We start from the raw sequence: 21219 nt of genomic DNA on the forward strand, positions 1-21219 counted from the left end.
TCCCGGTGTGACGTCGGAACCAAGGGGCCCGTATTGCGCGTGAATAACGATGAAGCGCCTGAGCTTCGCGATCCATAACGCGCCTTGAGGGCCTTATGTGCTGCTGATACGGTGCGATGGCTTGACACCGCGCCTGGGGCTGACGGGCCGATGGAACCCCGGCCGAGGCGTATGCGAGTCGCATCTGGGTGTCTCAAATGACGGATTTTTCTGGGTCGTACGGGGAGCGGTTGCGTGAAGATCCAAGAGCGTACGGGGGCGGGCAACAACCGTTCCGCCGTGTCGGCTCCGGCGGGCGTCGGTGAGCGCCTTCCCACTGCGCCTCGCGAGCGCAAACCGGCGCTGGCCGCTCTGGCCGTCCTGCTCATCCTGGTCGGCGCGCTCGGCGCGACGGTGCTCGTGCTGCGCGCGGGCGACCGTATCGAGGTCGTCAAGGTGGTCAAGGAGATACCCGCGGGCGAGTCCGCTGAGGCGGGCGTGAACATCGAGCCCGTCATGGTCGCCGAGGACTCCGGCATCAAGTACGTGAAGTGGAGCGCTCGCGCCACGCTGGAGAAGTACAAGGCCAAGAGCACGATCCCCGCGGGGTCGGTCGCCGTGGGCCAGATGTTCGCCGCGAAGGAGGGCCTGCCCAGCGGCAAGGCCACCGTCGGCCTCTCCCTCAAGGAGGGCCAGTACCCGGCCAACATCAGGCAGGGCGACACCGTCGCCGTCTACCGCGTGGCCGGCAACGGCTCCTCGAACTCCAGCGACGACAAGGGCTCCAGCGGAGGCAGCGCCGCAGGCAGGACCCCGATCGTCCCCGACGCCGTCGTCAGCACCAAGATCGAGAAGAGCGACTCCACGATCAGCACCGGCAACCTGAGCATCACGCTTCTCGTCGACAGGGAGGACGCCGCGGAGGTCACCAACGCCGCGACGTTGGGCGAGGCCGCCGTCGTGATCGTCCCCACCACCGCCAACTAGAGGGCGGGCAGCAGACACATGGCCCTCATCGCTCTCGCCGCCGACAAAGGTTCCCCCGGCGTCACCACCGCCGCCGTCGCGCTCGCCGCGGTCTGGCCCCGGCGGGTCCTGGTCGCGGAGACCGACCCCGCGGGCGGCGACCTCGTCTACCGCAGCGCCGCCGCGCACGGCGGCCCGCTCAACCCGAACACCGGCATGCTGTCCATCGCCGCGACCGCGCGCCGCGGCCTCGTACCGGACCAACTCTGGGACCACACCCAGCCGCTGTCCGGCGGCCTCGAAGTGCTCGTCGGCCTCGGCATCTCCGAGCAGGCCGCCGGGCTCGTCGGGATCTGGCCGACGCTCGGGCGCGCCTTCGCCCAGCTCGCCGACTCCCCACAGGCCCCGGCCGACGTCATAGCCGACTGCGGCCGCATCGCCGGGGACAGCCCGGCCATCGAGCTGTTCCCGCACGCCAACCTGGTCCTGCTGATCTCGCGTACGGAGCCGGAGGCCATCGCCCGCGTACGGGACCGGGCCGCCGCGCTGTCCGCGAAGCTGCACGGCGGGCCGCGCGGCGCGACCCTCGCCACCCCGCTCATCGGCGTCGTCCTGATCGCCGACCCGGGCAACTCGGGCAAACTGGTGCACCAGGTCAACGAGATGCTGATGGCCGCGCAGACCGGCGCCCGGGTCGTCGGCACCCTCGCCGACGACCCGGCGGGCGCCGACCAGCTGGCCGGGCGCAAGCGCGGACGGCTCGACAAGTCGATGCTCATCCGGTCGGCGCGGAAGGTCACCGTCGACCTGGCGCAGCAGTACGGCGCGGCCTGGGCGAATCCGGCCGCGGGCCCGACAGCGGGTGCCGGGCGATGAGCGCCGTCGACCACCAGCTGGTGAAGCGGTTCCGGCAGGACGCCGGCGACCGCATCGCCGAGCAGCGCCGCCTCGACCAGGTCTCCGGCGTCACGCCGATGACCAGCGAGGACGAGCGGCAGTACGCCCGCGCCGTGATCGCGCAGATCCTGGAGGAGTACGCCCGCGGCGAGATCAACGCCGGGCGCACCCCGCTGGACGCCGAGACCGAGGAGCAGTACGCGGCCGCCGTGCACGCCGCGCTCTTCGGCGTCGGCCGCCTCCAGCCGCTCCTGGACGACCCCGAGGTCGAGAACATCGACATCAACGGGTGCGACCAGGTCTTCGTCGGATACGCGGACGGGCGCGAGGCCAAGGCCGAGCCGGTCGCCGAGACCGACGAGGAGCTGATCGAGCTCATCCAGATCCTCGGCGCCTACTCCGGTCTGTCGTCGCGGCCCTTCGACTCCGCCAACCCCCAGCTCGACCTGCGCCTGCCCGACGGCTCCCGGCTCTCGGCCGTGATGGACGTGGCCAGGCGGCCCGCGCTCTCGATCCGGCGCGCGCGCATGGGCAAGGTGTTCATGTCCGACCTGGTCGGGAACGGGACGCTCACACCGGACGTCGCGCACTTCCTCGCCTGCGCCGTGCGGGCACGCAAGAACATCATGATCGCCGGGGCCACGAACGCCGGGAAGACCACGCTCCTGCGCGCCCTCGCCAGCGAGATCCCGCCGCACGAGCGCCTCATCACCGTCGAGCGCGCGCTGGAGCTCGGCCTCGACACGTTCGCCGATCTGCACCCCAACGTGGTGGCGTTCGAGGAGCGGCTGCCCAACTCCGAGGGCCAGGGCCAGATATCCATGGCGGAACTGGTCCGCCGGTCCCTGCGCATGAACCCCTCCCGCGTCATCGTCGGTGAGGTCCTCGGCGACGAGATCGTGACGATGCTGAACGCGATGTCCCAGGGCAACGACGGCTCGCTCTCCACGATCCACGCCAACAGCTCCAGCGAGGTCTTCAACAGGATCTCGACGTACGCGCTCCAGGCCTCCGAGCGGCTGCCCATCGAGGCCAGCCAGATGCTCGTCGCGGGAGCGGTGAACTTCGTCGTCTTCATCCAGCGGCGCAACAACTACCAGACCGGCGGCAAGCTCCAGCGCATGGTGACCTCCGTCCGCGAGGTCAACGGCGTGGACGGACGCGTGCTCTCCAGCGAGGTCTTCGCGGAGGCGCCGGACGGCCGGATCGTGCCGCACGCGCCGATCGCCTGCATGGACGACCTCGCCGCATTCGGCTACCGGCCCGCCGGGCAATGGGGGTGAGCACGACATGAACGCACTCGGCTCCATGGGCGGCGTGTTCTCGCTGCCCGTCCTCTACGGCCTCGCCTGCGGTGTCGCCGTCGGCGGCGGCCTCGCGCTGCTGCTCGTCGCGATCCGCGGCCTGCCCGTCAAGCCGACCCACGAGAAGCAGCGCGCCAGCCAGCGGATGAACGAGCTGGTCCGCTTCGTCGGACAGCGCGGCTCCATCGCCATCGGCGTCGGTCTTGTCGTGCTGCTGCTCACGCGCTGGGCGGTGGCCGGCATCGCGTCCGGCGTCCTCGTCTTCTTCTGGGACAAGCTGTTCGGCGGCGCCGCCGAGGAGCGGCTGCAGATGAAGCGGGTCGAGGCGCTCGCCGCCTGGACCGAGTCGCTGCGCGACACCATCGCGGGCGCGGTCGGCCTGGAGCAGGCCATCCCGGCGTCCGCGCGGGCCGCGGCGCCCGTCCTGCGGCCGCACCTCGACGCCCTCGTCGACCGGCTGCGGGCGCGCACCCCGCTGCCCGAGGCCCTTCAGGTCCTCGCCGACGAGATCGACGACGCCTCGGCCGACATCATCGTCGCGGCGCTCATCCTCAACGCCAAGCTGCGCGGCCCCGGCCTGCGCCAGGTCCTCGGCGCGCTCGCCAAGTCGGCGCGCGAGGAGGTCGACATGCGCCAGCGCGTGATGGCGCAGCGCGCCTCGACCCGGCGCTCGGTGCAGATCGTCGTCGCCGTGTCCATCGCCTTCGTACTCGGACTCTCGATCTTCAACCGCGAGTTCGTGTCGCCGTACAGCACGCCCGTCGGGCAGCTCGTGCTCGCCTGCGTGTGCGGCCTGTTCGCGCTCGGCTTCTGGTGGCTGCGCAAGCTGTCCACGGTCGAGACGCCGGACCGCTTCCTCGTCCGTGACGAGCCGGGCGTGCAGTTCGTACGTCCCCGGGGTCCCGGCGGCGCGCCGCTGCCCGGCGCCGTGGGCCCCGAGGGCGCGCCGGGACAGCAGCCGCTGCCGCCGCACACCAACTCCACCGAGGGGGTACGCCGGTGAACCTGACCCTGCCGATCGTCATCGGCGCGACGCTGGGCCTCGGCATCTTCGCCCTCGTCCGCGCGCTGATGCCGTCCAAGCGCAGCGCGGTCGCCACGGTCGCCCGGATCGACGCGATGCGGGCGCGCGGCGCGGCGTACGAGTCCTCGCACCGCACCGCGGACGCCGAGGACACCGGGCGGCTCGGCACGCTGCGCGCCCGGGTGGGCGCCAGGGCCGCCGAGTTCTACGTCCAGCAGGGCTGGGAGCTGCGGTCGCTGCGGGCCGACCTGGCGGTGCTCGACCGGAGCTGGGAGAAGTTCCTGGCGACGAAGGTGCTGCTCGCGGCCACCGGCGTCTTCTTCGGGCCGTTCCTGTTCGCGATCATCTGGACCCTCGGCTTCGGCCGCAGCCCCATCATCCCGGTGTGGCTGGCGCTGATGTTCGGGGTGCTCTTCTTCTTCCTGCCGGACCTCGAAGTGCGGCGGGACGCCCAGGAGAAGCGGCGTGACCTGCGGCGCGTCATCGGCGCCTATCTGGACCTGGTCTCCATGAGCCTCGCGGGCGGCCGCGGTCTGCCCGAGGCGCTGATGGCGGCGGCCGAGGTGTCGGACGGCTGGGCGACGCAACGTATCCGCACCGCCCTGTCGGACGCCCGCATCACCGGCATCAGCCAGTGGCAGGCGCTCGGCTCGCTCGGCGAGCAGCTGGGCGTCGAAGAGCTCAAGGACCTCTCCGCGTCGCTCGCCCTGGTCGCGGACGACGGCGCGAAGGTGCGTGAATCGCTCGCCTCCCGCGCCGAGACGATGCGCCACCGCGAGCTCGCCGAGATCGAGGGCAGCGCGGGCGAGAAGTCACAGTCGATGCTGGTGGCACAGCTGTTGCTGTGTGCGGGATTCCTGGTGTTCCTCATCTTTCCGGCGGCGATGCGCGTGTTCCAGGCCTGAACCCCGAGCCCGGCGGCGGGGGACCTGTCGCACGCGGCTCCACAGACCCGTACATCCCCCCACACACTCTGTTTTCGAGAGGACAACTCACCATGAACGGACGGAACTTCAGCACCGGCATCCCGGCGGTCGACTTCCTCGTGACCTTCCTGCAGGGCCGCGTGCAGCGCGCCCGCTCCGGCGAGCTCGACCGCGGCGCGTCCGCGGTCGAGTGGGTGATCATCTCGGCGGTCGTCGTGGCGATCGTCGGCGTGGTCGCCGCGATCATCAACAACGCGCTCAAGGGCGGCGCCGACAAGGTCAGCGACTGCATCGAGGGCGCCGACGCCAGCAAGACCTGCTGACCGGACGGTTGCAGCGGACATGTTGGACGACGGGGGCGGGAGCGGGCGAGGGGTGAGCCGCGACCGGATGCCGGGATTCGTGCGCCGAAGAGTGGAGGCCGCCTCCACCCGCGGCGAATCCGGCATGACCGCGATCGAGTTCGTGCTGCTCACCCCGGTCCTCTTCTTCCTGATCTTCGCGACGGTGCAGTTCGCGCTGTACTTCTTCGCGGACCACGTGGCCCAGGCCGCGGCCCAGGCGGGCGCGCGCAAGGCCCGCGCCACGGCCGACGAGAACCCGGGCGGCTGGCGGGGCGAGGCGACCGACGTCGTCGACGCCTACATCCGCCAGCTCGGCCCGAAGCTCGTCCTCGGCCCCGACGTGAAGACGCTCCAGCCGGAGCAGAACACGGTCGGCGTGGAGATCACGGCCGACGTGCCCTCGGTGTTCCCGGGGCTCGACCTCCAGGTGCACGCGCAGTCGTCGGGGCCGGTGGAGCGGTTCGTCGAGGAGGAAGGGTGATGCGGGGGGTGCGGGTGCGGTGCGTGGGGCTTCGGAGGCGGGTCCTGGGCGCGGGCCGGGGGCTGTCGCGTGCACGGGCGCTGTCGGGCGACCGGGGGCTTTCGGGGGATCGGGGGCTCTCGACCGTCGAAGTCGTCATCCTGGCGCCGGTGATGATCCTCTTCATCCTGGTCCTGGTGGCCTTCGGGCAGCTCGTCGACGGCCGGGGGGCCATCGACGGGGCGGCCCGCGACGCCGCCCGCGCGGGCTCCATCCAGAAGGACCAGGGCACGGCGATGGCCGAGGCGCGCAAGGCGGCCAAGGCGGACCTGGAGGACGTCTGCTCGGGACCGGTCACCGTCGTCCAGAAGAGCGCGGGCTTCGAGCCCGACACGCTCTTCACGGTCGAGGTGAGCTGCGAGGTGCGGGGCCTGGAGATGCTCGGCCTGGACATCCCGACGACGCTGGAGGCGAGCTTCAGCTCCCCGCTGGATCCGTACCGGAGGTCGGCGTGAACGCGGCATGCGCGCGGGTACGCGCCGTGGTGGACGCCCGTCGGGCGCGCCTGGACGACCGGGGCTCGGGCGCGGGCGCCGTCATCGTCTTCGCGCTGGTCTTCCTCACCCTGTCCGCGTTCGTGATCGACGGCGGCCTGTCCATCTCCAAGCGCGAACGCGCCGCCGACATCGCCGAACAGGCCGCACGGTACGCCGCGCAGGACCTCGACACCGAGGGCCTGTACGAGGGCGCGAAGGGCGCCCCCATCAACTACGAGAACTGCGACGCCCGGGTCAAGAAGTTCGCCCGCGAGATGGGCCTGACCGGCCCGGACGTGGCCGCCACCCACTGCGTCAGCGCCACCGCCGAACAGGTCGAGGTCGAGGTCGAGATGACCTACAGCCCGGTCTTCACCGGGATGTTCTTCGGCGGCGACGTGACGGTGCGCGGGCGGGCGGCGGCGGAGAACGAGATCGGATAGGCGGACGCCGGGCTGGTGACCGCCGAGCTGGTGACCGCCGGGCCGGTGACCGCCGGGCAGGCGGTGGCCGGGCCGGTGACTGCCGAGCCGGTGGCTGCCGAGAGTTATCCACAGCCCCTGCCAGGGCATCGGCACCTTCCGTAACATCGCTGAGTACGAACCCACTTACCCCACAAGGATCAGGACCAGGACACCCGCCATGGCGCGACGAACCACCCCAAGCTCGACGGGTCCGCGGAACCGGACGCCTCAGCCCCTGCCGGGGCGTCGGCGCTCGGCAGGGGACTTCGTCAAGGCGTTCCTCGCCTTCGTGGCCCTCGCCGCGCTGGTCGTCGGCGTGCCCGGCGCGCTCGCCTACTTCGTGGGGTGGCCGCTGCCCGGCGGCGCGCCGTCCCTCGACTGGCTCCAGCAGGAGATCACGGTCACCACGTTCATCAACGTGCTGACCGTGGTGGTCTGGCTGGCCTGGGCCCAGTTCACGGCATGCGTCCTGGTGGAGGTGAAGGCGGCGCTCTCCGGCGTCGGGATGCCGGGGCGGGTGCCGGGGGCCGGGGCGAGCCAGGTCCTCGCGCGGCAACTCGTCGCCGCGCTGTTGCTCGTGGGCGCCACGGCGGCCAGCTTCGCGCCGGGGCTCTCGCAGTTCGGGCAGTCCCTCGAGGGCAACCAGAAGCCGGCCGCGGCCGCCGCGCAGCAGACGCCGGGCGTCCTCGGGCAGGACAAGGAGTCTGCCGCGGCCGCCGCGGCCGCCCTCGCCGAGCAGGCGGGCCAGGCCGCCGCCAAGGCGGGCACGGGGCAGGACGGGGACACGAAGTTCTACCGCATCCAGCCCCCGGAGGGACGCCACCACGACTCGCTCTGGGAGATAGCCGAGCGCCACCTGGGGGACGGGCGGCGGTACAAGGAGATCTACCAGCTCAACAAGGACCGTGAGCAGCCCGACGGTTCGCGGCTCTCCGAGGCCAGCCTGATCCGGCCCGGCTGGATCATGGAAATGCCCGCCGACGCGCACGGCGGCGAACTGGTGCAGATGCCCGACGAGGCCCCCAAGGTCTCCGAGGAGGTCCGCGAGCAGATCTCGGACTACGCGAAGACCGGGGACCAGCGGCAGGGCGGCGGCGCGCAGGAGAGCGGCGGCGACCGGCAGGGTGGCAGTGACCGGCAGGGCGGCGGAGGCTCCGTCGACCAGGACACGGCACACATCACGATCCCCGAGCAGCGGCCGGACGGCGGCGCGCGCGGGGACGGGCAGGACCGGCAGGGCGGCCAGGGCCCCCAGGGCGACGGCGAGGAGACCGGCCGCGAGAGCGGTACGCCCGCCGCGGCCGAGTCCGACGACTCCGGCTTCGGGCTGCCCGAGGCACTCATCGGCGCGCCGCTGCTCGCCGCCGGACTGCTCGGCGCCCTCGGCCGCCGCCGACGGCAGACGCTGTGGCAGTCGGCGATGGGCGCCGTCGGCCTGCGCCGCGGCATGGAGCCGCCGACGCCGACCGGCTCCGCAGCCGACGCCCAGGACGCGCTGCTCGTCGGCGCCGACCCCGACGGCGTACGCCTCCTGGACCGCTCCCTGCGCGGCCTCGCCGCCGCGCTGACGGAGGAGTCCCGCCCGTTGCCCACGGTGTACGCGGCCTGGCTCAGCAACGGCGACCTGCACCTCCAGCTCGCCCAGGCCTCCGGACGTCCGCCCGCGCCCTGGCAGCCCGGCCAGGACGAGACGTTCTGGACGCTCGCCCGCGCGGACGCCGAGCGGTACGGGGACGTGGACGCCGCCGCGCCCTACCCCGGCCTGGTCTGCCTCGGCACCATGGACGACTCGCGCCTGCTGCTCAACCTGGAGGCCGTGCCCGGCATCGTGTCGCTCGGCGGCAGCCCGGCCGACCGGGCCGCCGTGTTCGCGTCCGTCGCCGCCGAACTGGCCACCAACGGCTGGTCGGACCGCATGACCATCACCCTCGTCGGCTTCGGCGAGGACCTCACGGCGCTCGCGCCGAACCGGCTGCGGCACCTCGAGGACGTCGAGGCGCTCATCGAGACGATGGAGGCCGAGACCCGGCAGCGGCGCGGCGCGCTCGGCGCGGCCGGACACGACTCCGTGCTCACCGGTCGCACGGGCCCCGCCCAGCACACCCGCTGGGCCCCGCACCTGGTGCTGCTCGCGGACGGCCCCGGCCCCGACGACGCCGTCAAGCTCGCCGAGCTGGCCGCCGACGCCGGCCGTCTCGGCATCGGCTACCTGGTCGGCTCCGACACCGGTGAACTGCCCGGCGCCGCCTGGGAGATGAAGGTCACCGGCGAGGGCAAGCTGCTCGCCCCGCTGCTCGGCCTCGAACTCGACGCCCAGCTCCTGCCGGACGCGCTGCGGCGCGCCGTCGTCGAGCTGTTCGTCGCGGCCGACCCGCGGCCCGAGGGCGGCGGCGACGGCTCCGACGGCGGGGCCGCGGCCGCGCCGCCGTTCCTCGTCGACGTCAGCGAGCAGGGGCGGCCCGCGGTGTACGCCCGGCTCGTCGGCGCTTACGAGATCATCGGCCTGGAGACGCCCGACGGTGAGCGCAGCGCGCTCCTGCACGAGGCGCTCGCGCTCCTGCTGCTCCACCGCGAAGGGGTGCACCCGCGCGTGCTCGCCTCCGCGCTGTGGCCGCGCGGCGTCACCGACGACGTGCGGGACGCCCTCGTCGACCGGCTGCGGGACTGGCTCGGCAGCGAGCCCGACGGTTCGCCGCGGCTGCGCGTCGACGCGACCGGGCGCCTCACCCTCGCCAAGTCGGTCGTGTCCGACCTGGACGTCCTGCGGTCGCTCTACCACGAGGCGACGCAGGGCCGGGGGTCCGGCAACCGCGCCGTGCGCGGGCGGATGCTCACCGACGCGCTCGTCCTCGTGCGGGGGCCGCTGCTCGCGGACCGGGCCGAGGGGCGGTACGGCTGGCTCACCCACGAGATCGTCGACGCCCAGCTCCCGTTGCTCGTCGCCGACATCGGGCTCGCCCTGTCCGAGTTCCACCTGGAGAAGGACCGGGCCGAGAAGGCCATCGAGGCGCTGACCGCGGCGCTCGGCTCCGCGCCGGGCGACGAGCGGCTCTGGCACGAGCTGCTGCGGGCCACCCATGCCGTGGGTGATCCGGCGCGGCTCCAGGCCCTCGCGGTGGACCTCGTCGGCCGGAGCGGGGCGCGCGGGGTTCCTCCCCGGACGGAGGCGCTCCTCGACGAACTGCTTCCTGGGTGGCGGGCGGGGCTCGCTTCGGCCGGATGAGGGTTCTCGCGGGGGCGCGGGTTCGGGGACGCGGCAACCGGCGCCGCCGCTCCGCGTCGGCCTCTCCCACCCGCCCGCCCGTATCTGTGGGCCCCGGCTTCGCCCCCGGGCGGCGTGCGCCCCTCGCCCCGCCCAGCGCTCCTGGTCGCCCGGCGCTCGCCCCGCGGCAACCGGCGCCGCCGCTCCGCGTCGGCCTCTCCCACCCGCCCGCCCGTATCTGTGGGCCCCGGCTTCGCCCCCGGGCGGCGTGCGACCCTCGCCCCGCCCACCGCTCCTGGTCGCCCGGCGCTCGCCCCGCGGCAACCGCAGCCGCCGCTCCGCGCCGGCCTCTCCCGCCCGCCCGCCCGTATCCGTGGGCCCCGGCTCCACCCCCGGAGGCACGCCGTGCCCGCCCCACTCGACAGTGCTCGCCGGGTCCGACAGACCCATCGGTGCCCCGCCCCGACTGCGCCCCGCCCCAACGCTGTCGCACCCCAACGGCCCCCGCACCCCACCAGTTCCTCGCCCCAACGCTGTCGCACCCCAACAGCACCGCACCCCACCAGTTCCCCGCCCCAACGCTGTCGCACCCCAACAGCACCGCACCCCACCAGCTCCCCGCCCCCAACCCCACAACAGGCGGCCCGCCCGGCCGAGGGAGACTGTCCCCAGGTCCAACCCCGGCTGCCCCCGGTGCGCCTGGTGGCCCAGGGTGAACGGGTGGGCGGGTGGGAGGATTCCGCCGCGGTAGCGGCGGTACCACCCACCGAGCCGCAGCCGCATCCGCAGCCGCAGCCCTCACACCCCCGACCCCGAAGCGGAGCGCACCGTGCAGCAGACCCTGATCGTTGTGGGGGCCGTCCTCTGGGGCGCCGCCGCGGGCCTGCTCCTTCCGCGTGCCGCGTACCGGTTCTCCGTCCCGCCGGGAGAGCCGTGGCAGACCCGCTGCCCGAGCGGTGAGCACGAGGTCAAGGGCTGGCTCGGCCCCTGGCCGGACGGCTGCGGGAACGAGGGGTACCGCAAGGCCCGCGCCCTGCTCCTCGCCCTCGTCACCACCGCGGCCTGCGCCGCCCTCGCCACCGCCACGGGCCCCCGGCCGGAACTCGCCGTGTGGCTGCTCCTCACCCCGCCCGCCGTCGTCCTCGCGGCCGTCGACTTCGCCGTGATGCGCCTGCCGGACGTGCTGACCCTGCCGATGGGCGCCGCGTCGCTCGCCCTGCTCGGCGTCGCCGCCGCCCTGCCGGAGCACGGCGGCTCCTGGACCACCGCGGGGCTCGGCGCGCTCGTCCTGAGCGGCGGTTACTTCGTGCTGTTCCTGATCAATCCGAACGGCATGGCGTTCGGCGACGTGAAGCTCGCGGTGGCCCTGGGGGCCGTACTGGGCTGGTACGGCTGGGGCGTCCTGCTGCTCGGCACGTTCGCGGGCTTCGTCTTCGCGGCCGTGTACGGCGGCTGGCTCGTCGCCGTGCGCAAGGCGGGCCGCAGGACGGCGATCGCGTTCGGCCCGTTCCTGCTGGGCGGCACCTTCGCGGGGCTGCTGCTGGGGGCGTACGCGGCATAGCCCCCGCACCCGCGAGAGGCCCAGGGGCCTGGCGTACGCTGAAGAGGATCTGTCCGCCCCATTTGGACCTTACGAAAGGGACGCCCCGGTGACCGAGAAGGCCGACCTTCAGTCCGTTCTCGACCGCGCCGCCGCCGGTGGACGGATCAGCGCCGAAGAGGCGCTCGACCTGTACCGCGACGCCCCGCTGCACGCGCTCGGCGCCGCCGCCGACGCCGTACGCCGCCGTCGCTACGCGGGCACCGAGCACATCGCGACGTACATCATCGAGCGGAACATCAACTACACGAACGTCTGTGTGACGGCGTGCAAGTTCTGCGCCTTCTACGCCGCCCCGAAGGACACCAAGAAGGGCTGGACCCGCGACCTCGACGACATCCTGCGCCGCTGCGCGGAGACCGTCGAACTCGGCGGCACGCAGATCATGTTCCAGGGCGGCCACCACCCGGACTTCGGCGTCGAGTACTACGAGCACCACTTCAGCGCCATCAAGAAGGACTTCCCGCAGCTGGTCATCCACTCCCTCGGCGCGTCCGAGGTCGAGCACATGGCCCGCATCTCCAAGGTGACGGTGGAGGAGGCGATCCAGCGGATCAACGCCGCCGGACTCGACTCCTTCGCGGGCGCCGGCGCCGAGCTGCTGCCCGAGCGCCCCCGCAAGGCCATCGCCCCGCTCAAGGAGTCCGGCGAGCGCTGGCTGGAGATCATGGAGACGGCCCACGGCCTCGGCGTCGAGTCGACGTCCACGATGCTCATGGGCACCGGCGAGACCAACGCCGAGCGCATCGAGCACCTGCGCATGATCCGCGACGTACAGGACCGGACCGGCGGCTTCCGCGCCTTCATCCCGTACACGTACCAGCCCGAGAACAACCACCTGAAGGGCCGCACGCAGGCCTCGATCTTCGAGTACCTGCGCATGATCGCGATCGCCCGGATCTTCCTCGACAACGTCGCGCACATCCAGGGCTCCTGGCTGACCACCGGCAAGGAGGCCGGCCAGCTCACCCTGCACTACGGCGCGGACGACCTCGGCTCGGTCATGCTGGAGGAGAACGTGGTCTCCTCGGCCGGCGCCAAGCACCGCTCCAACCTGGCCGAGATGATCGACATGATCCGTACGGCGGACCGGGTCCCGGCCCAGCGCGCCACCACGTACGAGCACCTCGTCGTCCACGACGACCCGGCGAACGACCCCGTCGACGCCCGCGTCGCCTCGCACATCTCCTCCACCGCGATCGAGGGCGGCACGGCCCACCCGGAGCTCAAGCTCCTGGCCACGAACTGACGCCGACTTGCTGACGATTCACCGGGTACGCGGGGTCGGGGCGGCCGCGGGCGGCATCGGCGATGTCGCTCCAGGGCACGCCGTCGTCGTCGACGGCGCCCGCTTCGCGGCCGTCGGTCCGTACGAGGAACTCCTCGCCGCGTACGGCGAGCGGGCCCGCGTCCGCGACTGGGGCGACGGGATCCTGACCCCCGGCCGCTTCGAGCCGGACGCCGTCGCCCTCCTGGAGTCCGCGTACTGGCCCGACCCCCGCGAGGCCGACACCCTCGGCACCGAGCCGCTGACCGGCCCGGCCCTCGCCGCCCTGGACATGACGGACACCCGCTGGGGCGCGAGTGCGCGGCGGGGCCTGCAACGCCTGCTCGCGACGGGCACCACGGCCCTCGCGGGCCCGTTCACCCATCCCGCGGTCCGCACGGCCGCCGCACGCTCGGGCCTCCGCGACCGCCCGGTGGCCCCGCCCCGCGCCGGGGGAGAAGCGGACTTCACCGTGCTGACCCCCGACGGCACCTGCCTGGCGACGGCGATCGGCGGCCGCCTGGTGTACCGGCGCCGCTGAGCCACGCGGTAAGCCGAGGCGCGCGGCAAGACGGTGCCCCAAAGGGGCGCGGGGAACTGCGCGAGCAACCCACACGAACCCGCACTCGCCAGAACCGCGAACACGGCGGACGCTCTCGCGAAGAGCCCGCCGCAGGCGAAGCCCACCGCCCTGGACCAGGGCACCCCCTGACACAATGGTCCCCGTGACCCGAGCTTCCTTGGACAAGCAGCCGCACGAAGTCGCCTCGATGTTCGACGACGTGGCGGAACGGTACGACCTGACCAACGACGTGATCTCGCTCGGCCAGGCCCGCCTCTGGCGCAAGGCGGTCGCGCAGGCGGTCGACGCGCGCCCCGCGCAGAAGATCCTCGACCTCGCCGCGGGCACCGCCACCTCCTCGCAGCCCTTCGCGCAGGCGGGCGCGTACGTCGTCCCGTGCGACTTCTCGCTCGGCATGCTGAGCGTCGGCAAGCAGCGCCACCCGTGGATGCCGTTCACCGCGGGCGACGCGATGAAGCTGCCCTTCAAGGACGACACCTTCGACGCCGTCACGATCTCCTTCGGCCTGCGCAACGTCCAGGACACCGGCGCCGCGCTGCGCGAGATGCACCGCGTGACCCGCCCCGGCGGACGCGTCGTCATCTGCGAGTTCTCCGAGCCCACGTGGGGTCCGTTCCGCACGGTCTACATCGAGTACCTGATGCGCGCGCTGCCGCCCGTCGCGCGCACGGTCTGCACCAACCCGGACGCGTACGTCTACCTCGCCGAGTCCATCCGCTCCTGGCCCAACCAGACCGAACTCGCCGCCCTGTTGCAGGACGCGGGCTGGTCGAAGGTGGCCCACCGGAACCTCACCGGGGGAGTGGTCGCGCTGCACCGGGGGTTCAAGGCGAACTAGCCATTTCGCCGGGGAGTTGACGGGAACCGTTCGCCGGAGAAGATGTGTCAGTTGATATGTCCCGGCCACTTGCCGTGGTCGGGGCGTGACGGTCGGCACACGCCGATCACGTCCCCTGATATATCTCCCCATAACGGAGCGTCCCGATGGCGTCGAACTGCCCCGACTGCGGGGCTCCAGCTCCCGACGAGGCCCGCTTCTGCATGAGATGCGGGCGCGAACGCACACCGGTTCCCCCGGAGCCGGAGGATGCGGTGCCGTCCGAGGCTCCCTCCGACGAAGCCGTCGGCACCGACGAGGCGGATGAGCCCGTCAGTGCCGACAAGGCCGAGATCGCAGACGAAGCCGAGAAGGCCGCCAAGGCCGCCAAGGCCGCCAAAGCCGCCAAGGCCGCGCAGGCCATCAGTACCGACAAGGCACCTCCGGCCGCCGAGCCCGAAGTCCCGGCACCTCACCCCGCGACCGTGGTGGTTCCCCTAGCCCCCGAGTCGCCCGACGCACCCGCGGCCCCCGCTCCCGCCGCGGCCCCGGCGCCCCCGGCCGCACCTCCGCCCCCGGCCGCCGCTCCCGCGGCCCCGCCGCACACCCCGCCTCCGCCGACCCCGCCCCCGCTCGCCCCACCGGCGGGCCCCGCCGCGCCCTCACCCGTGGGCGCCTTCATCGGGCGGGCCGCGCGGGGCGACTGGGCCGGGGCCGCGCAGGCCGCGCTCTGGCCGCTCGCGCTGTTGCTGATCACCGCCGCGGGGCTCGCGATCCCCACGTACGGCCAGGAGAGCGACGACATCGTCGTCGGCTTCGGCGACCGGATGCGGCTCTCGCTCGCGGCGGCGCTCCAGGCCGTGGGCGGCGACGTGACGCTGAGCGGCCGCGAGGAGCGGGGCTACGACAGCTCGTCCTCGTACCAGTCGTCGGAGTCCGCGATCGACGGCACCCTGTCGGTGCACCTGGTCCCGCTGACGGTCACGGCGCTGTTCGTCCTCGCGCTGCTCATCGGCGTACGCATCCTCCACAACCGGCTGCGGCACCGCGCCGCCGCGTACGGCACGGGCGGTCCCGGTACGACGGCCGGGCTCGAAGCGGCCGTGCGCGTGGGCGTGTTGACGGCTCTGGGCGTCCTGGTGCTCGGCCTCTTCGCGCAGCCGGAGATCCGGGACGTCGAGGTGTCGTCGGGCCCGTTCCTCGCCATGCTCGGCGCGCTCGGGCTCGCCCTGGTCGTGTCCGCCGCCGTACTGCACCGCGACGACCTCACGCACTGGCTGGCCGTACGCCCCGGCGCGCAGTCGTTCGTGCGCGCCGCCGGTGTGACGCTGCGCGCGCTGGTCATCGTGCTCGTTCTCGCCTCCGCCGTCGGCTACTTCGCGTTCACCCAGATCCCCGACCTGGACGACGCGTCCGACGCGCGCGACTCCGGCGTCTCGCCGTACCTCGTCGCGCTGCTCGTGCTGCCGAACCTCGGCATCGCGGCGCTCGGCGTCGGCTGGGGCGCTCCGCTGGAGGCGGAGGCGGACGGGAGGCGCTCGGCGTACGGCGACAACTCCGAGAGCCACTCGTTCGCGCTCTCCGAGCTGGGGGACCTGTTCAACACCGGTGCGGTCGTGGGCGCGGTGGCGCTCGGCCTGGTGTGCGCGCTGACGATCGGCGTGCTCGCCGCCCGCCGGTGCGCGGGCCGGGGCGAGCAGATCCTGGCCGGAGGGCTCTTCTTCGGCCTCTACCTGCTGCTCGCCGCGATCGGCGGCTTCAGCGTGGAGACGTCCGCGAAGGAGGTCGGGTACGGCGGCGACTCCGCCACGGCCGGTCTCGAAGGCGGCGTGAGCCTGCCGGACGTGCTCCTCTTCGGGCTGCTGTGGGTGGCCGGGGCGCTGGTCGTCGGGCCGCTGCTGGTGCGGATGGCCGGGCAGGGCGGTGGGGTGGGCGGGCCGCCGGTGCCGCCCGGCGGGCCGGGTGGGCCTGGTGGGCCCGGTGGTGGTCCGGGGCCGGTTCCCGACCCGCACGCCGCGCCGACCCAGAGCGGCTTCCCCGTCCACGGGCCCCCGGCCCCGGGCGCCCCGCCGCACGGCACCCCGCCCCACGGCCCCACCCCGTACGACCCCCACGCCTTCCAGATCGGCCACCCGGGGGCGCCCCGGCCCGGTTCCGGTGGGCCGCGCGGGCGGACGGGGGTCTGGGTGGCGACGCTCGTCGGCGCCCTCGTCCTCGGCGGCGGCACCGCGGCCGGGCTGCTGCTCTGGCAGGACGACGACGGCAAGGACGACGCCAAGGGCAAGAACGAAAGACCGGCCGTGAGCCGCACCGAGGACGAGACCGTCCCGCCGCCCACCTCGGAGGAGCCCACCGGCGACCCCGTCGGCCCCTCGACGCCCGACCCGACGACGGACACCGGCGGCACGGCAGGGACCACGGCGGGGAGCACGGGCGGGAGTTCGGCCGGGAACACGGGCGGCGGGTCGGACGACAGCGCCGACGACGCCCCGGTGCCCGCCGGTTCGGCGCGGGTGAACGACGTGAAGGGCTTCTCGTTCGCCGTGCCCGACGGCTGGAGCCGCGAGCGCGGCGACAACCCGACCCAGGTCACGTACGCGGGCCTGACCGGCCCGGAGAACTTCCAGATCGGCGTCATCGACAGCGCCGACTACACCTCGTACGGGAACATGAAGAACATGGAGGTGCACGCCAAGAAGGACCCGGACAAGTCGGACTACCGGCGTCTGCGGCTCGCGCACACGACCTTCCAGGGGCACGAGGCCGCGGTCTGGGAGTACACGTACACGGACCGCGCGGACCGCACGATCCACGCGATCAACCACAGCTACATCGCGGACAACGGCACCGAGTACGCCCTCCAGCTCTCCTGGCGCGAGGACTTCTGGCCCGCCGGGCACGGCGCGAAGACGCACCAGACGGCGCTGGACACCTGGCACCTCACCGGATAGGCACCTGGCCGGACCGTCACCCTCACCTCGCCGGACTGCGCTCCGGCGTACGGAGATCGAGGCGGCGTACGGAGATCGAGGCAGCGTACGGAGAACGAGGCGGCGCACGCCCCCCGGCGGGCGCCGCCTCAGCCGCTTCCGGTGCCGCCCGCGGTCCCGACGCCCACCTCGGACTGGCCCAGGCTCACCTCGGGCGGCCCCGGCTCGTCCAGCTCCCGCCGCAACCCGCCGCCCGGCGGCCCGGGGCGCCGCGGCTCGCGCACGCCCGCGCCGCCCCCGCCCTCGTGCGGCCCGAGGTCGAACCACACCGTCACGACGGCTCCGCGCGGGACCTGGGCGCCGGGCGGCGGGTACTGGCGTACGACGTGGTCGAGGACCAGGTCGCGGAAACCGGGCCGGTCCGGAGCCGTGAGCACCACGCCGTGCTCGGCGGCCGTCTCGCGCGCGTCCATCGCCATCAGCCCGACGAAGCGCGGTACGCGCACCGGCGGCCCGGCGGACCCGGGTGTGTTCAGCACGGGCGTCACCCCCCAGCGGTATGGGCAGGGTAACTCCGGCACGCGGGAGGGCAACCCCGGCCGAGGGGCGCGTGGTGCGGCGTGCCATGGCCGGGGCGCGCGCTACAGCGTGAGCCGGTAGCAGTACGCCGTCACGCCCGTGCTGGGCGACGTGAACGTCTCCGCCCGCTCCATGCCGAGGCGCCGCGCGACCGCCATGGACCGCTCGTTGCGTATGTCGATCATCGCGACCACCGACCGCACGCCCGCCGCCCGCACCCGCTCCAGGGTCGCGCGCGCCGCCGCGGTCGCGTAGCCGTGCCCCCACGCCGCGCGCGCGAGCCGCCAGCCGATCTCGATCTCGCCCGTCGGCCCCCACTCCCGGGGCCACGGCATGGCGCCGGCGAAGCCCACCGGATCGCCCTCGGGGTCCAGCAACGTCCACAGGCAGAAGCCGAGTTCCGCGTCATGTCTGCGCTGGCGCGCGGTCAGCTCCTCGTACGTGGACCGCTCCGAGCTCCAGCCGCCGACGTACTGCATGACCTCGGGGTCGTCGAAGAGGCGGTGCCAGACGAAGGCGTCCTCGTCGGTCGGGACGCGCAGCCGGACGGCAGGGCCTTGAACGTTCCTGGCGTCCGCGTCGTTCCTGGGGCGTGCGTCGGCCATGGGGCCCGCTTCGCTCACGTCGCTCACATCGCTCACAAGTGGCCCTTCGCCTGGTTGATCGGTACCGCCTCATAGACTGCCCATATCCCGTGCCGGTCGGCACACAGATTTCGAGCCTTGGGGAGAACCCGCCGTGACCGAGCCCCTCTCCGAACACACCGCTGACGTCATCGTCGTCGGGGCCGGGCCAGCCGGTTCGACCACGGCGTACTACCTGGCGAAGGCCGGCCTCGACGTACTCCTCCTCGAAAAGACCGCGTTCCCGCGGGAGAAGGTCTGCGGTGACGGGCTCACGCCCCGCGCCACCAAGCAGCTCGTGTCGATGGGCATCGACATCTCCGAAGAGGCGGGCTGGCTGCGGAACAAGGGGCTCCGCATCATCGGCGGCGGGGTACGCCTCCAACTGGATTGGCCGGAACTCGCCTCTTACCCGGACTACGGCCTGGTCCGTAAACGCGACGACTTCGACGAGCAGCTCGCCCGGCAGGCCCAGAAGGCGGGCGCCCGGCTGCACGAGCGCTGCAACGTGGGCGCCCCGATCATCGACGACCGCACCGGCCGCATCACCGGCGTGCACGCCAAGCTCGGCGAGGACAAGACGCCGGTGACCTTCCACGCGCCGCTGGTCGTGGCCGCGGACGGCAACTCCACGCGCCTTTCGCTCGCGATGGGCCTGCACCGCCGCGAGGACCGCCCGATGGGTGTCGCCGTGCGGACGTACTTCACCTCGCCGCGCCACGACGACGACTACCTGGAGTCCTGGCTGGAGCTGTGGGACCGCCGCGGCGCCCAGGACCGGCTCCTGCCGGGCTACGGCTGGATCTTCGGCATGGGCGACGGTACGTCGAATGTCGGCCTCGGCGTCCTGAACACCTCGGCCGCCTTCAAGGAGCTCGACTGGCGCGAGATCCTCAAGGCCTGGTGCGCGTCGATGCCCGAGGACTGGGGCTACACCCCCGAGAACATGACGATGCCCATCCGTGGCGCGGCCCTGCCGATGGCCTTCAACCGCCAGCCGCACTACACCAAGGGCCTGCTGCTCGTCGGCGACGCGGGCGGCCTCGTCAACCCGTTCAACGGCGAGGGCATCGCGTACGCCATGGAGTCCGGCCAGATCGCGGCCGACGTCATCGTGCAGGCCCACGCCCGCGCCACGCCCGCCCAGCGCGAACTGGCCCTTCAGGACTACCCGAAGACGCTGAAGGAGGTCTACGGCGGCTACTACACGCTCGGCCGCGCCTTCGTGAAGCTCATCGGCAACCCGAAGGTCATGAAGATCGCCACCCAGCGGGGCCTCACGCACCCGATGCTGATGAAGTTCACCCTGAAGATGCTGGCGAACCTCACGGACCCGCGGGGCGGCGACGCGATGGACCGCATCATCAACGGCCTCAGCAAGGTAGCTCCGCGTTCATGATGATTCAAGGCGGTCGGCTTCGGATCTGCTGATCTGGGCGTGGATGCACCTTCGGGACGACGTTGTTGCCCCGAAGGTGCATCGCGGCGCTGTGCGACCAGTGTCGTGAGACTGGTCAGGGGGTTGCCGGACACTGTTGCTCGGGTGGAAGGACGGTCTTCTCGTCGGTTTGCGCTTCTGTGAGTGGCTGGTTGAAGTCTCGGACACGTGAAAAGTCGGCCCCAGCCAGGTTGGCCTCGGTGAGTGTGGCCCCGGAGAGATGGGCCCCGGTGAGTGTCGCCTCGGATAGGTCGGCTTTGGTGAGCGTAGTCCCGACCAGAAAGGCCCCTATGAGCGTCGCTCTGATCAGTTTGGCCTTGGTGAGGTCCGCCCCAAACAGGTTGGTCTGGAAGAGTGTTGCCCCGGACAGGTTGGTCTGGACGAGCGTTGCCCCGGCTAGGTAGGCCTCGGTGAGCGTTGCCCCGGATACGTTCGCCTTAGTGAGGTTTGCCCCCGGCAGCTCGGCCTTCGTGAGGGTTGCCCTGGCCAGGTGGGCCCCGGTGAGTGTCGCCCCGGCTAGGACGGCCTTTGTGAGCGTTGCCCGGGTTAGGTAGGCACCGGTGAGTGTCGTCCCGCGCAAGTTGGCTCCTGTCAGGTCGGCTTGGCGTAGTTGTGCACCGGCGAGGTGGAGGCCGTGGAGGTCGAGTACTTCGCGAGGGTCGACGTGGATGCGTGATTCCGGGCGGGTGAGGGCGGTCAGGGCTTCTTGGACGTCGGCGTCCGGCTCCGGGGGGAGTTTCTCCGGCGCAGGGTCCGGGGATGTGGAGGCGGGTGTGGGCCCGTCGGGGTCTGGGGCGGGTACAGCCTTTGGGGCCCGGTCGCGGATGAAGTGGCCCAGGACCCGGGCGGCATCGGTGGCGGCTTGCTCGGGTGCGTCCTGGACGATCTGTTCCAGGGCGAGGATGCCGCCGATGCGTACGTACTGGTGATCTGAGCCGAGGCGTTCCAGCGCTTTGGTGAAGCGCTCGGTGATCTGGCCTCGTCGGGTGAGCCGGTAGGTGCGGGCGGTGTAGAACAGGGCGAAACCGGCGCCGAGGGCAGCGATGCAAGCGACTATGGCGGTGCGCAGCCCGGTGACCAGGGCAGCCGACCCCTTCGCCAGTTCGTTGCGGTCGAGGTACTTCCCATCGAACACGTAGGGTCCTCGCCACACCATCCACGGCAGGCCCGCGAGCAGGACCAGCACAACCACTGCGATGAGCACGATCGTGCACCACCGGCGGGTTCGGGCTTTCCGCCGAACCCTGGTCCGACGCTGGTCGAGGAGCGTCATCGCATTC

At 72.7% G+C, this 21219-nt stretch carries 19 protein-coding genes and 1 pseudogene; 17 read left to right on the top strand and 3 right to left on the bottom strand.

The window, feature by feature from the left end:
• Positions 1–234: 234 nt before the first annotated feature.
• The 16 genes and pseudogenes from AB6L24_RS27870 to AB6L24_RS27945 all read left to right on the top strand — a co-directional run bounded on the left by AB6L24_RS27870 (position 235) and on the right by AB6L24_RS27945 (position 17320).
• The gene (locus AB6L24_RS27870; RefSeq protein ID WP_405659667.1) at positions 235–966 is read left to right on the top strand and encodes a hypothetical protein; all 732 of its coding nucleotides are present in this window, start codon (positions 235–237) and stop codon (positions 964–966) included.
• Positions 967–984: 18 nt separating this feature from the next.
• Positions 985–1821: a hypothetical protein gene (locus AB6L24_RS27875; protein ID WP_405659669.1), complete on the top strand. Its 837-nt coding sequence runs from the start codon at positions 985–987 to the stop codon at positions 1819–1821.
• Positions 1818–3125 (top strand): CpaF family protein, encoded by a 1308-nt coding sequence (locus AB6L24_RS27880; protein WP_405659671.1) that lies wholly within the window; start codon positions 1818–1820, stop codon positions 3123–3125. The genes AB6L24_RS27875 and AB6L24_RS27880 overlap by 4 nt, the downstream gene beginning before the upstream one ends.
• 7 nt (positions 3126–3132) lie before the next feature.
• A complete protein-coding gene (locus tag AB6L24_RS27885; protein ID WP_405659673.1) occupies positions 3133–4149 on the top strand; it encodes a type II secretion system F family protein in 1017 nt (338 codons plus the stop codon).
• Positions 4146–5075, top strand: coding sequence for a type II secretion system F family protein (locus AB6L24_RS27890; RefSeq protein ID WP_405659676.1), 930 nt, complete (start codon positions 4146–4148; stop codon positions 5073–5075). Before AB6L24_RS27885 ends, AB6L24_RS27890 begins: the two co-directional genes overlap by 4 nt.
• Before the next feature lie 92 nt (positions 5076–5167).
• Positions 5168–5419: a hypothetical protein gene (locus AB6L24_RS27895; RefSeq protein ID WP_030363318.1), complete on the top strand. Its 252-nt coding sequence runs from the start codon at positions 5168–5170 to the stop codon at positions 5417–5419.
• A gap of 67 nt (positions 5420–5486) precedes the next feature.
• Positions 5487–5921: a TadE/TadG family type IV pilus assembly protein gene (locus tag AB6L24_RS27900; protein ID WP_030363319.1), complete on the top strand. Its 435-nt coding sequence runs from the start codon at positions 5487–5489 to the stop codon at positions 5919–5921.
• Between the two features lie 62 nt (positions 5922–5983).
• The gene (locus tag AB6L24_RS27905) at positions 5984–6415 is read left to right on the top strand and encodes a TadE/TadG family type IV pilus assembly protein (protein ID WP_405663381.1); all 432 of its coding nucleotides are present in this window, start codon (positions 5984–5986) and stop codon (positions 6413–6415) included.
• Positions 6412–6879 (top strand): TadE/TadG family type IV pilus assembly protein, encoded by a 468-nt coding sequence (locus AB6L24_RS27910; RefSeq protein ID WP_380854337.1) that lies wholly within the window; start codon positions 6412–6414, stop codon positions 6877–6879. Before AB6L24_RS27905 ends, AB6L24_RS27910 begins: the two co-directional genes overlap by 4 nt.
• Before the next feature lie 199 nt (positions 6880–7078).
• Positions 7079–10123 carry a BTAD domain-containing putative transcriptional regulator gene (locus AB6L24_RS27915; protein ID WP_405659679.1) on the top strand — a complete coding sequence of 1015 codons (3045 nt, stop codon included), beginning with the start codon at positions 7079–7081 and terminating at the stop codon, positions 10121–10123.
• Between the two features lie 808 nt (positions 10124–10931).
• Complete coding sequence (locus tag AB6L24_RS27920; protein ID WP_341948728.1) at positions 10932–11663, top strand: A24 family peptidase; 732 nt, start codon at positions 10932–10934, stop codon at positions 11661–11663.
• An 88-nt stretch (positions 11664–11751) separates the two neighbouring features.
• Positions 11752–12951, top strand: coding sequence for a cyclic dehypoxanthinyl futalosine synthase (gene mqnC, locus AB6L24_RS27925; RefSeq protein WP_380854331.1), 1200 nt, complete (start codon positions 11752–11754; stop codon positions 12949–12951).
• 7 nt (positions 12952–12958) lie between these two features.
• Positions 12959–13510, top strand: a complete 552-nt coding sequence (locus AB6L24_RS27930) for an imidazolonepropionase-like domain-containing protein (protein WP_405659681.1) — start codon at positions 12959–12961, stop codon at positions 13508–13510.
• Between the two features lie 184 nt (positions 13511–13694).
• Complete coding sequence (locus tag AB6L24_RS27935) at positions 13695–14390, top strand: demethylmenaquinone methyltransferase (protein WP_030359128.1); 696 nt, start codon at positions 13695–13697, stop codon at positions 14388–14390.
• Positions 14391–14536: 146 nt separating this feature from the next.
• Positions 14537–14605: pseudogene (locus AB6L24_RS27940) on the top strand (zinc-ribbon domain-containing protein); the annotation flags it as partial.
• A 39-nt stretch (positions 14606–14644) separates the two neighbouring features.
• Entirely contained in the window at positions 14645–17320 is a 2676-nt protein-coding gene (locus AB6L24_RS27945; RefSeq protein ID WP_405663627.1) for a hypothetical protein, read from the top strand.
• Positions 17321–17448: 128 nt separating this feature from the next.
• On the opposite strand, the gene AB6L24_RS27950 is transcribed toward AB6L24_RS27945, so the two are convergent.
• Entirely contained in the window at positions 17449–17838 is a 390-nt protein-coding gene (locus AB6L24_RS27950) for a PASTA domain-containing protein (protein WP_405659683.1), read from the bottom strand.
• A 102-nt stretch (positions 17839–17940) separates the two neighbouring features.
• A complete protein-coding gene (locus tag AB6L24_RS27955; RefSeq protein ID WP_405659685.1) occupies positions 17941–18483 on the bottom strand; it encodes a GNAT family N-acetyltransferase in 543 nt (180 codons plus the stop codon).
• Between the two features lie 133 nt (positions 18484–18616).
• Between AB6L24_RS27955 and AB6L24_RS27960 the strand changes: the two genes are divergently transcribed.
• Positions 18617–19900 (top strand): geranylgeranyl reductase family protein, encoded by a 1284-nt coding sequence (locus AB6L24_RS27960; protein WP_405659687.1) that lies wholly within the window; start codon positions 18617–18619, stop codon positions 19898–19900.
• A gap of 115 nt (positions 19901–20015) precedes the next feature.
• On the opposite strand, the gene AB6L24_RS27965 is transcribed toward AB6L24_RS27960, so the two are convergent.
• Positions 20016–21143 carry a pentapeptide repeat-containing protein gene (locus AB6L24_RS27965; protein ID WP_405659690.1) on the bottom strand — a complete coding sequence of 376 codons (1128 nt, stop codon included), beginning with the start codon at positions 21141–21143 and terminating at the stop codon, positions 20016–20018.
• Between the last annotated feature and the right edge of the window lie 76 nt (positions 21144–21219).

The sequence above is a fragment of the Streptomyces sp. RK9 genome, from assembly GCF_045070545.1.
In the GTDB taxonomy this organism is placed as follows: domain Bacteria; phylum Actinomycetota; class Actinomycetes; order Streptomycetales; family Streptomycetaceae; genus Streptomyces; species Streptomyces alboflavus.